The organism is uncultured Veillonella sp. (assembly GCF_963524655.1).
Classification (GTDB): Bacteria; Bacillota; Negativicutes; order Veillonellales; family Veillonellaceae; genus Veillonella.
In genome coordinates this window covers 15,514-27,692 of the sequence record NZ_CAURHA010000028.1, presented here as the reverse complement: position 1 = coordinate 27,692, position 12,179 = coordinate 15,514, and the positions used below count along the sequence as shown (strand labels likewise).

Here is a 12,179-nt window from a genome sequence, read left to right as displayed (position 1 = left end):
TTGGGCTATAAAGTGGCATGGGATGAGCCTACTAAAACAGCATTAGTAGATATGAACATCGCTACATTAGCGATCCAACCAGACTTTGCCGATGTGATTCGCCACGGTAAATTAAAAGTTATCAACCTTGATACATCTGAATCCTTCTTGCCAGCAGCACGTAAGGTAAACGGCACTATCTTTGTAAAACCACAAGTGTTCAAATTACTATTGAACCAAGTAAATATTACAAAAGACGAAATCTTCATCGCCCCTCAACGTGCACAATTGGCGTCTACTACAAATACAGAAGTATCTCACAAAAATGATCTCAGTACATTCTTACCACCATCTCAAAAGGATGTAAAGAAAGTAGATCCAAAAGCGACAGAAAAACCACTTATTAAAATCAAAAAAACATTGGCTAAGGACTCTGTAACTACAACAGATACAAAAGCTACTGAAAAATCCGAATACCAACGTCGAAACGGCTTAGATCGTTAATCCATACGGATACAACAAAAGGTCCCAAATGGACTGCTCCCCATAAGATATAATCTTGAGGTGTACAGTCCACAAGGGACCTTTTTATTCTGTAAATGTAACTAAAAATGGTTTATTTCAAGTAAATTATCTACCGAAACCATAGCGGTTAAGTGCTGTATTACCATTACCATATATAGCCATGATTTTCGCCATGAAATAGTCAGCTACTGCTAGAGAGTATGCTGCAATATCATTGTAATCAGAATATTTAGGAGCTACATTAGTCGTGTTAACGCTTTCAATTGTAACATTTTTATTATTAGTTACAGGTGCTGTAAGTTTGTTTGTATTAGTAGTAGGTGCAGGATCTGTAACTGTTACTGTAGAACCCATGGATGGATTAACGTAACCTGTTGGAGTAGATACTGGTGGACGTTGGGAATCAGTATATTTATAGCCATAAGAAGCGTCCGCTTGTTGAGGTGCCAATGTAGCTACGCCAAACGCAAGAACAGTGGCTGCCAAAACGATAGATAATTGTTTAGATGCTTTCATAAAAACCTCCATAGCAAGTATTAAAAGAAATGCATGATTATCAAAAATTCTGATAACGGAGATTTATTATAAACTTGTTATTTAAACTCACAATGAACTATTGTAAACATCATCAACATTTCATTTATCAATTAATTTTGACTCTTTCAACGCTATCTTTTACAGAATCCATTTGTCGCTTCAAATCTTTCATAGATCCTTTGACATCGTCAGGAACCTTGACACCTTTAAGACCTTTTGCAGACTCCGAGACACGCTTACTATTATCGCTAGCTTGCTTCATGCCCTCTTTAATTCGGTCCATATTCTCATCTAGCTCATTTAACGAGTCTTCATCATAGAGAATAAAATTACTGCCCCCGTGGGACGTAATATTGAGTGGTCCCATCGTAAGCTGCCCCTCATCAATTCTCAAGGCATTCGTTGAAATCGTAGTAATCCTCGTGTTTACTTTCACATCACTAAAGGACAGATGACGCCCCTTATTGTGAAAGTTCCCTGTAATGCTTTGAATGGGTATGAGCATATAGTGCCCATCGCCGGACCAGAAATTCCCCCATACTTCCATATCACGAGGCATGCCTTCGCTTTTAAAGTTCAAATTAGCCGATACAGGCACGAGGAACTCTGGCGTCTTAAGGGCTACACTGCTGTCTAAATCCTTTGCTACGCCAGTAATCGTATAGGCACGAGTGTCCAAATTATAAACACCTTTCGCCTCTAGCTTACCGTTGAACACATTGGCATTGACGTTAGAGAAGTTCAATATACCGTCTTGGTATGTCACATCGCCTACCACATTATCAAAGGTCAATGCAGGGATTCTCAAAATCGGCATAGTTACACGACCTTTAGCAAAAGGCCTGTTAAAATCACCTGTTACCTTTGTGAGCAAGGTCATGGCATCGTGAATATTCTCACCGAACCCAAGGGATGATGGATCTACGCCTTTCACATCAAACTGTAAATCTAGCTGAGGCATGCGATGCTTTAAAACATCCTTTAAATCAACGCGACCTTTTAAAACAAGTCCATCACCAATAGCGGTACCGCCAAATTTCCCCGTCTCCATATCAATGTGTATAGCACGATTAGTATCTATGACTATCCGAGCATTTACATCCTTCATCACATAGTGACGATTGCGATCAAAAATCTCAAGTTGGTTGTTTCTCAACTTAATTGTTAGGTCTAAATGTTGACCATCCCAATTAAAGTTTCGTACCCGTTTACCTAACTCCTCTTGTCGCTCTTGAGTAGTCTTTCTAGGCCCTTTAGGTCGTGGCGCCACCTCATTCAGAGGTTTCTTTACATCAGGCGATGGTGGAACAAAGTCGATTCGGTTGTTTTCATCCAAATCGACGACGATGACCGCATCATCTAGCTCTATACCATTGATAGCGGAGGCTTTAAAGTTGCGCGTCACCACATCCCACATGTTAACTCGTATCTTACCGCTAGGAACTGTTACTAGCCTTCGCCCATCAGGATCTGTCCACACTAAATCAGTAAAGGATAGCATTCCCCACGGCGTAGCAGATAAACTTTCCACAGTAACAGTACCGCGCATCATGGTCTGGCGGGCCATAACCTCGTTAAAGATAACGCCCATCCCGCGACTAGCAATGGTAGCCAATACAAAGAAAACGATCGCTCCAATAGCAAGAAAAGCTGCAATGCCTTTTAGGCCCTTCTTATACAATTGTTTATATTTTGTCCAATAGGAACGCATATAATGTTTCATAGCCTTATTATATCACGATACGTTTACAATTTTATTTTAATGGGGCCCCAAAACATATCGGTCTACATATTGAAATGAGTGGCCCATACAACTTCGCTCCAAAGCGAGCTAAGTCGCTCATTATGTTTGGACCACTCATTTCATAACGTTTGTTATGAAGGCGTCCCATTAAAATAAAATAACACTACTAATCTTTTAAAATAATAAGGCTATAAAACATTACTAAAAAAGAAGAGAGCTCCATCCAAATGGATGGAGCTCTAAAACCTTTATGGTATTATATTATGCTTTTGCTTGTTTACCGTATTTTACAAGGCTTTCAGCTTCAATTTCTTCTTGAGTGCGATAGTCTTGAGGAATGTCCGCCAAGCGAATCCAGCTGCGAACTGCTTCTACTAATACGATAAGGATCATCAGGAACATGGCAGCACTGAATACTACTAGGATCCATTTACCAGCTGGGATATAGCTGTTAAATACGTTTTCAAAGTCTGCAGCAATAGCAACGATAGCCATTAGGATACATGGGATACCTGTAACCCATGCATAGCGTTTGCGGCCAAGTCGCATGATAACTGTAGTACTTACAGCCAATGTCATAGTACCTAATAATTGGTTAGATACGCCGAATAGAGGCCAGATAATACCGATGTTACCTTGTAGAACTAGGTAGCCCCACAAGATACAGATCAAAGCTGCACAACCATATACGCCAGGAGCCCAATGTTGGTCGTTGAATTTAGGATGGAAATGACCTAATAATTCTTGAAGTAAGTAACGACCTACGCGAGTACCAGCATCGATTAAAGTCATGATGAACAAAGCTTCGAACATGATACAGAAGTGATACCAATAACCAAGCAAATGATCCATGTTAGGCAATCTGGAGAAGATATGAGCCATACCTACTGCTAAGGATACGGCGCCACCAGGACGGTGCATCAAGTCTTCACCAACCATTGCGGACAATGCTGGCAATTCATGAACTTGAAGACCTAAGGCTTTGAAGGATTCTACTGTAGAGTTAATAGCAAAGTAATCGTCTGGATGCAATGCAGTCGCTGCGATCAACGCCATCATAGCGATGAAGCCTTCTGTTAACATTGCACCATAACCGATAGGTAAGATTTCTCTTTCATTAGTAAGCATTTTAGGTGTTGTACCAGTTGCAATAACAGTATGGAAACCAGATAACGCACCACATGCAATAGTAATGAAGATGTAAGGGAATACAGAACCTTTCAATACAGGACCGCCACCCCAGATGTATGGAGTAACAGCTGGCATTTGGATTTCAGGCATTACGATGATAATACCGAAAGCCAAGGCGCCAATTGTACCGATTTTAAGGTATGTAGACAAATAATCACGAGGAGCGAGCAATAGCCATACTGGCAATGCTGCTGCAAAGAAACCATACACTGCAAGCATAATTTCAATAGTTTGCAAGTCGTATGTGAACCAAGAAGCATATTCGCTAGCCGCGATGTTTGGACCGTAGATAATACCTACGAAGATTAACGCTACACCAATGATAGTAGCCTCTTGGATTTTACCAGGACGCAACCATTTTAAATAAATACCGATAAAAATAGCGATTGGAATTGTAGCGAATACGGAGAAGAATCCCCAAGGAGAGTTATGCAATGCGTTCGCTACTACTACGGCCATACCAGCAAGGGTAATAACCAATAGGAACAAGGTAGCAAGCATAGCACCGAAACCAGCGAGTTTACTGATTTCTTCGCGAGCAATATCCGCAATAGACTTACCGTCATAGCGAACTGAAGCGAATAAGATAACCATGTCATGTACAGCACCGGCTAATACGGAACCGATAAGGATCCATAAGGCACCCGGCAAATACCCGAACTGGGCTGCAATAACAGGACCTACAAGAGGGCCCGCACCTGCAATAGCCGCAAAGTGATGACCAAAGGTTACCCATTTGTTAGTTGGCACGTAATCGTGACCATCGTTGTGAATCATAGCCGGCGTCGGACGATATTGGTCCAAGGTCAATACCTTAGCCGCTATGAAAGCCCCATAAAAGCGGTACGCTAAAATCAGAATACACGCGGAGGCAATAACTAAGTAAATACCATTCATAACCATATAAACACCTCCATTTGTTTCGTGACATGGTGTATATGAAATTTCTGATAAAAACTTATGTTTCCATGCCACTTTGGCTTGTAAAAATGTTAGTACTTACACATTCATTGTATAACTAATCACGAGAGTGTCAACTACTATTTAGTCATTTTGAAAGCTCTCTATAACTTAAAGACATAACAAAAAGGCATCCTCCACATAGGAGAATGCCTTAATAAGTGTAGAAAAATAGTTTATATCTATAGTCTTACCACGATACCAGCTTCGTGGAGAGCCTTCTTAATATCTTTTATAGTTAACACTTTATTGTGTAACAATACGCCAGCAAGGGCACCAGTTACATTCGTTTTTGTAAATAAATCCACAAAATGCTGTACATTACCTGCACCACCGAAAGCTGTTACAGGAACATCTACTACTTCGGCTAATGCTTGGTATAATTCAATATCAAAGCCAATGCCTGTGCCATGTCTATCGATACTAGTTACCAATAACTCACCTGCACCGCGTTCTACCGCTTCTTTTGCCCATTCAAGAGCATTTCTACGTTGTCCAGATTCACCTGTCTGACCATGACCGTAAGCGTACCAAACCTTTTCAAAAGGATTATATTTTACATCAAGACATACAACGATACCTTGGTTACCGAACTTTTTAGCCCCTTCTGTAATAAGGGATGGATTAGCCAAAGCGGCAGTATTAATGGAAATCTTATCAGCACCAGCTTTCATAAGAGCCGTCATATCCTCAACAGAGGTTATCCCACCACCAACAGTAAGTGGCATAAATACCTTATCAGAGGATTTAAGAACCATATCTGTGAAAGTTTTACGACCTTCTGTTGTAGCCGTAATATCTAATAATACAAGCTCATCAGCGCCTTGTATTTCATAACGTTCTGCACATTCTACTGGATCCCCTGCGTCAACCATATCACGGAATTGTACACCATTCTGTACGCGGCCATTCGCCACGCTAAGGCAAGGGATAATACGTTTTGCTAACATTCAGTCGTCCTCCTATTTTTTTGAGTCTGCGTAAGCTTCTGTAATATTACCAAACGTACGCAACAAATTCAGACCTACAATACCACTTTTTTCAGGATGGAATTGCATTCCATACACTCTGCCACGTTCAACTACGCCAGGTACATCGATACCATAGTTAGCTGTGGAAATGATATATTCAGGATCTGTATCTACATAATAGGAATGAACGAAATAAGTGTATTGATCGTCTACATTACTAAAAGGACTATCTTGATGATGAACTACATTCTTGTTCCAGCCCATGTGAGGCACACTGAGACCAAGATCGCGAGGAATTTCTTTTACCTTGCCAGGAATAAGACCTAAACCTGGAGTTGGACCGTACTCTTCGGATTCCTCAAATAATAATTGCATACCTAAACAAATGCCTAATAGTGGAATTTCACGCTTTACTACTTCATGAAGTACATCGACTAAGCCACGTTCTTTTAGAACTGCTACTGCCGATGCATACGCGCCTACACCTGGCAAGAGAACGCCATCAGCGTTTAATATAACCTCAGGATCCGCTGTTAGCACTGCATCGAGGCCGATGTAGGCAAAAGCTTTCTGGACGTTAAATGTGTTCCCTGCGTCATAATCTATAATGGCAATCATAATAAACTCCTTTCAACCGCCTTAATGAGCCCTAGAGAAAATACTAGGGCTCAAACATTCACGCATTCACGTTGTTTCCGTTATATATATTCGTCAAAGGAAAAAAAATTTCCTGCCTATAAATTGCGTAAAAGCTAAACTCCATTCTATAGAATGAAATTCGATATCAAAACGGTTAAATTATTAGTAATTATGATAAATTTTGCTTTATTTATTCACAAATTGTTTTAATATATGGCACATTGCCTCTCCATCTTGAGCCATAGGAATAGTAAGACGTAGCCAACCTTTTCGTTGACCTCGGCGCACTTGGTACCCCTCTTTCAGCCACGCATCCGCTAAACCATGTGCATCTTCATCAGGAGCCTCAAAGAATATAAAGTTCGCTTCACTCTTGTAGTAGTGAATGCTTAATTCATCAAATAGCGCCTCCCATTTAACCCGTTCCTCTGCATTTTGGGATACGGTTCTCACCAAAAACTCTTGATCGTCGAAGGCTGCTTCTGCGGCCACTTGGGACAAGGTATTGAGATTATAAGGCAACCGAATGGTTTGCATGTAGTTAGCTAATTCTAGTGGTGTCATCATGTAGCCAACGCGATAGTTAGCAAGACCATATGCCTTAGAGAAGGTTCGCATGATTGCTACATTAGAGAACTCATCTAATAAGGCGCGTGCTGTAGGAACTGTTACAGACGTAACGAAGTCAATATACGCCTCGTCTACGATAACTAACGTTTCCTTTGGCACTGCTGCTACGAATTTACGAATGTCTTCTACGGACTCATAGGTCCCTGTTGGGTTATTAGGGTTACAAATCCACACAAGGCGTGTCGTTTCATCGACGGCTTTCACAAGAGCTGAAAAATCATATTGTCCTGTTTCAAAATCAGCGGGCACCTCACGAATTTCAGCACCTTCCACCAGGCCATTTAATGCATACTCGGAGAAAGCAGGCACACTGACTACGATGGAGTCACCAGCAGTAATCAAGGTTTTATTGACCATAGCGATAACCTCATCGAGGCCTACGCCAATAACGAGTTGCTCAGGTTGTACCTTCCAATAATCGGCTAATTTCATGCGCAAATCGGTGGCGTTCCCATCGGGGTAATAGTTAGCATCGTTATGTGTGACATAGCTAAGGATAGCCTCTCGCACCAACGGGGAGGTGCCGTATGGATTTTCATTGGCAGACAAACGCACCAATCGGTCCACACCGAGGCGCTCCTTTACCGCCGCAGCGGGCTCCTCAGGTATATAAGGTTTTAACGTGCGAATGATCTCTTTCATAAGCTATCCTTTCTAAGTATTTTCTTAATGAAGTACATTATAAATTCGTAATCTCTGGACGATCCGTAGTTTTGCTGACTACCCCTTCACGGCTCGCAAGTTCTGCCTCAATGGCTTCGTAAGGAACATTTTTCTCTGCCAATAATACGAGCAAGTGATACAATACATCTGCTGTTTCGTAAATTAATTCTTGCGGGTCTTCATTTTTTGCAGCAATAACAACCTCTGTCGCCTCTTCACCTACCTTTTTCAAGATTTTATCGAGCCCTTTTTCGAATAAATAATTCGTATAAGAACCTTCCTTAGGCTCAGCCTTGCGGTTCTTAATAATTTCGTATAATTCGTTCAATGTTTGCTGTGCCATATATAACTCCGTTATATCTCTTATAATTTATATCCTATGGGGCTTATCTTATGCTTCTACATCATTAAAGAAACAGCTCGTACGCCCCGTATGACACGCAGGGCCTTCTGGCTTCACTTGAATGAGCAAGGTATCACCATCACAATCGAGGGCCATACTCACCACATGCTGCACATTGCCGCTCGTACCACCCTTGTGCCACAACTCTTGACGAGAACGGGACCAAAACCACGTTTCCTTCGTCTCTAGTGTTTTGTGAAAGCTTTCTTCGTTCATCCACGCCACCATGAGGACGTCCTTTGTGTCCACATCTTGTACAACCGTCGGCAACAAACCATTTCCTTTTTCAAAATCTGGTTTCATATTGTAATCCTTTAATACAAGTAATCTTTTCTAAATTCAATATTTTATTTACTACCGTTACCATACTGTAGGTATTTACGCCCTTTATCATACGCTAATTATTTAAATACTGTTATCGTACAGTAATGCCGTGAGCTCGTAGTTCTTCTTTAAGATTAGGGATTTTAATTTCTCCAAAGTGGAAAATAGATGCCGCTAAGGCTCCTGTAACGCCAGTTTGTTCAAAAAGGTCTATAAAATCTTGAACCTTGCCGGCCCCGCCAGAGGCGATGATTGGTACATCTACAACGGCTTCAATGGCCTTATATAGTTCAATATCAAAGCCAGATTTAGTTCCGTCCTTGTCCATGCTCGTAACAAGCAGTTCCCCTGCTCCACGAGATACGGCTTCCTTAGCCCAATCGAGGGCTTTCCATTCAGTACGGTTACGACCGCCATGGGTGTACACATACCATTCACCGGTTTCTTCGTCTGTTTTTACGTCGATGGCTACTACCATACATTGATTGCCAAACTTTTGAGCCCCTTCTGTGATGAGCTCAGGATTAGCAAGGGCTGCTGAGTTTAAAGACACCTTGTCGGCGCCAGCTTTCAACAAAGCCATCATATCATCGACACTCTTGATACCGCCGCCAACGGTGAGAGGCATAAATACTTGAGCCGAAATCTCTTGTACCACATCGCGCATGGTAGTCCGCGCATCAACGGTGGCTGTAATATCTAAAAATACAAGCTCGTCCGCCTGTTGCTGTTCATAGGAGGCCGCAATATCTACGGGACTGCCTACATCTACAAGATTAACAAAGTTAACCCCTTTTTTAACGCGCCCATCATCTACATCTAGGCACGGAATAATCCGTTTTGCTAACATAATTCTACTCCCCTCTAAGTGTTCAAGTTACCGTTGATTGTACCCGGCAATTTCCTCTAATGTAATCGTTCCCTCATACAAAGCCTTACCAACGATACTATCCATAACGCCTTTAGCTTCAAGGGATTTAATATCTTCTAAATTACGAACGCCACCAGACGCAACGATGCGTGCCGTAGGGAATTCTTTTTGCAAATTGCCAAGCAAGTCCTCGTTAGCGCCTTGCATAGTACCATCCCGGTCCACATCGGTAACGATGAAGTACTTTGCGCCGCCTTCAACCATAGCACCGATTAAATCGGTCATAGGCACATCGGATTGATCGAGCCAACCTTCAGCAGCGACCTTACCGTTTTTACCATCTACGCCGATGACGATGCGCTCTGCACCGTATTCTGCAATCACTTGTTTGGTAAGCTCTGGATTTTTGAGTGCTACAGAGCCTAAGATAACGCGATCAACGCCTAAACCTAAATAGAGGTCCACAGCCTCTTTATCTCGGATGCCTCCACCGATTTCAAGAATGCCTGTGAAAGCTTCACGCACTGCTTTTACAATGTCTACGTTAACAGGTTTCCCTGCCTTAGCACCGTCTAAATCGACGAGGTGTAGCGCTCCAACCTTGGCCGCTTCATATTGTTTTGCTTGGTCTACAGGATTAGGATTGATCACCGTTTCCTGTGCGAAGTCACCTTTATAGAGGCGAACGCTGCGACCATCTTGTAAATCTATAGCTGGAAAAATCATAGGTTCTCCTTTATTAAATGACCATATTAAATAACGCCCTTTGTAGAATTTACCCCTTGAATATCTGGGTTAATCGTAACAGCCTTGCGCAAAGCACGGCCTGTAGCCTTAAACATGCTTTCAATGATGTGGTGCGTATTGCGACCATATAGATTCCGAACATGTAAATTCATAGCAGCGCTCATAGCAAGAGCTTGGAAAAAATCCTCTACTAGCTCTGTTTCAAAGTTGCCACCTAGAACAGGAGTGCTCCATTCGCCTTGGAATACGAGGTACGGACGACCGCTTAAATCGATCACAACTTGTGTTAACGCTTCGTCCATAGGAACCCACGCATCGCCGTAACGCTCAATGCCAGCCTTATCGCCTAAGGCTTTCACCAAGGCCTGACCTAAAGCCAGGCCGATGTCCTCCACAGTGTGGTGAGCATCTACGTATGTATCGCCCTTTGCCTCTACTACAAGGCCAAAGCGTCCGTGTTTCGCCAGCAGCGTCAACATGTGGTCAAAAAAGCCAATGCCTGTGGAGATAGAGCTCGTTTGCGCCCCATCAAGGGTAAGTTCTACTGTAATATCTGTTTCTTGAGTGGTGCGTTGCACCGTACCTGTGCGTATCATAACGACCTCTATACCTCAAATCCATTTTTATAATCTATAATACTAATTTCTATTTCGAGCAACAGTTAACTATAGTTTTCAAATATATTTTCTAATCTATTTATATAAACTATTTTTCAAAACGTACTTCGATGGCGCGGGCATGTGCTTCAAGGCCTTCTGTACGAGCTAAAGTAGTAATGTGTGTTGCTACTTCTTCTAATCGTTCTCTTGTAAATTGTGTAAAGGATGTACGTTTTACGAAATCATATACACCAAGCGGAGATGAGAAGCGTGCTGTACCACTGGTAGGCAATACGTGATTTGTACCGCCTACGTAGTCGCCTAATGGTTCAGATGCATAAGCGCCGAGGAATACGGAGCCTGCATTTTGAACTAGGCTCATGTAGCCCATTGGATCTGGCAATTGAATTTCCAAATGCTCAGGTGCCACTTCGTTCATTACCGTAAACATATCTTCAATGCTATCCATAACGGCAATGTAACTGTTATTTTCAATAGCTGGACGAGCGATGCTTTCACGAGGCAATAATTTTAATTGGCGTTCTACCTCATCGGATACAGCATTTGCTAGGCTTTCACTAGTAGTAACCATGATAGCGCGCGCCCGAGGATCATGTTCCGCTTGAGACAAAAGATCTGCTGCAAGATGAATTGGATTAGCACTATCGTCAGCGATAACGCCGATTTCACTAGGGCCTGCAATCATGTCGATATCAACTTGGCCGAACACTTGGCGTTTTGCAGTGGCTACGTAAATGTTGCCAGGGCCTACGATTTTATCAACCTTTGGAATGCTTTCCGTACCATACGCAAGAGCCGCTACACCTTGAGCACCACCAACTTGGTATACCGCATCAACGCCAGCAAGCTTAGCAGCACCTAACACAGCACGATTGATGCCATCCTTTTGAGGAGGTGTAACCATAACGATTTCTTTAACACCTGCAATTTTAGCTGGCAACGCAGTCATGATAATAGTAGAAGGATAGGCTGCTGTGCCGCCAGGTACATAAAGGCCAACGCGTGCCAATGGAATAACCTTTTGCCCACGGATAATGCCCGGTGTATCCATATCCACAAAACCTTGTTCAATTTCACGGCTGTGGAACTCAGTAATATTAGCCTTTGCCTTTAACAAGGCAGCCTTCAAATCATCAGATAAGGACTCATAAGCGGCGTCGATTTCCTCTTGAGGCACCTTGAAATCTTCGATGGATACACCATCAAATTTTTCAGAGTATGCCTTTAAAGCCGCATCACCATTGGTGCGCACATCGTCGATGATATCGTACACGCGGCGTTCAATTTCCATGGCTGTAGTTTGTTGAGTGTAATTTCGCACGATACCAAGCATCGTATCTAATGATTCCTTATAAATTTTCATGTCTTATCCTTC

At 42.3% G+C, this 12,179-nt stretch carries 12 protein-coding genes and 1 pseudogene; 1 reads left to right on the top strand and 12 read right to left on the bottom strand.

Features of this window, described 5'->3' with window-relative positions:
• A pseudogene (locus tag RYM16_RS06500) lies at positions 1–483 on the top strand (copper amine oxidase N-terminal domain-containing protein); the annotation flags it as partial.
• Positions 484–609: 126 nt separating this feature from the next.
• Here RYM16_RS06500 and RYM16_RS06495 read toward each other — a convergent pair.
• The 12 genes from RYM16_RS06495 to hisD all read right to left on the bottom strand — a co-directional run bounded on the left by RYM16_RS06495 (position 610) and on the right by hisD (position 12,167).
• Positions 610–1,020, bottom strand: coding sequence for a hypothetical protein (locus RYM16_RS06495; RefSeq protein ID WP_314983066.1), 411 nt, complete (start codon positions 1,018–1,020; stop codon positions 610–612).
• Positions 1,021–1,147: 127 nt separating this feature from the next.
• Complete coding sequence (locus RYM16_RS06490) at positions 1,148–2,764, bottom strand: membrane biogenesis protein AsmA (protein ID WP_314983065.1); 1,617 nt, start codon at positions 2,762–2,764, stop codon at positions 1,148–1,150.
• A 282-nt stretch (positions 2,765–3,046) separates the two neighbouring features.
• Positions 3,047–4,879 carry a carbon starvation protein A gene (locus tag RYM16_RS06485; RefSeq protein WP_314983064.1) on the bottom strand — a complete coding sequence of 611 codons (1,833 nt, stop codon included), beginning with the start codon at positions 4,877–4,879 and terminating at the stop codon, positions 3,047–3,049.
• Positions 4,880–5,118: 239 nt separating this feature from the next.
• Complete coding sequence (hisF, locus tag RYM16_RS06480; RefSeq protein WP_314983063.1) at positions 5,119–5,886, bottom strand: imidazole glycerol phosphate synthase subunit HisF; 768 nt, start codon at positions 5,884–5,886, stop codon at positions 5,119–5,121.
• A gap of 12 nt (positions 5,887–5,898) precedes the next feature.
• Positions 5,899–6,525: an imidazole glycerol phosphate synthase subunit HisH gene (hisH, locus tag RYM16_RS06475; protein ID WP_054748299.1), complete on the bottom strand. Its 627-nt coding sequence runs from the start codon at positions 6,523–6,525 to the stop codon at positions 5,899–5,901.
• Between the two features lie 207 nt (positions 6,526–6,732).
• Positions 6,733–7,818 (bottom strand): histidinol-phosphate transaminase, encoded by a 1,086-nt coding sequence (gene hisC, locus RYM16_RS06470; protein WP_314983062.1) that lies wholly within the window; start codon positions 7,816–7,818, stop codon positions 6,733–6,735.
• Between the two features lie 37 nt (positions 7,819–7,855).
• Positions 7,856–8,182, bottom strand: a complete 327-nt coding sequence (gene hisE / locus RYM16_RS06465; protein ID WP_314983061.1) for a phosphoribosyl-ATP diphosphatase — start codon at positions 8,180–8,182, stop codon at positions 7,856–7,858.
• A gap of 48 nt (positions 8,183–8,230) precedes the next feature.
• Complete coding sequence (hisI, locus tag RYM16_RS06460) at positions 8,231–8,545, bottom strand: phosphoribosyl-AMP cyclohydrolase (protein WP_296003659.1); 315 nt, start codon at positions 8,543–8,545, stop codon at positions 8,231–8,233.
• A gap of 112 nt (positions 8,546–8,657) precedes the next feature.
• Positions 8,658–9,416, bottom strand: coding sequence for an imidazole glycerol phosphate synthase subunit HisF (gene hisF / locus RYM16_RS06455; protein ID WP_314983060.1), 759 nt, complete (start codon positions 9,414–9,416; stop codon positions 8,658–8,660).
• A 27-nt stretch (positions 9,417–9,443) separates the two neighbouring features.
• Positions 9,444–10,163, bottom strand: coding sequence for a 1-(5-phosphoribosyl)-5-[(5-phosphoribosylamino)methylideneamino]imidazole-4-carboxamide isomerase (gene hisA / locus RYM16_RS06450; protein ID WP_314983059.1), 720 nt, complete (start codon positions 10,161–10,163; stop codon positions 9,444–9,446).
• Between the two features lie 26 nt (positions 10,164–10,189).
• Complete coding sequence (gene hisB / locus RYM16_RS06445) at positions 10,190–10,780, bottom strand: imidazoleglycerol-phosphate dehydratase HisB (RefSeq protein ID WP_296003665.1); 591 nt, start codon at positions 10,778–10,780, stop codon at positions 10,190–10,192.
• A gap of 109 nt (positions 10,781–10,889) precedes the next feature.
• On the bottom strand, positions 10,890–12,167 hold the full coding sequence (gene hisD, locus RYM16_RS06440) for a histidinol dehydrogenase (protein WP_314983058.1): 1,278 nt from the start codon (positions 12,165–12,167) through the stop codon (positions 10,890–10,892).
• Positions 12,168–12,179 lie beyond the last annotated feature (12 nt).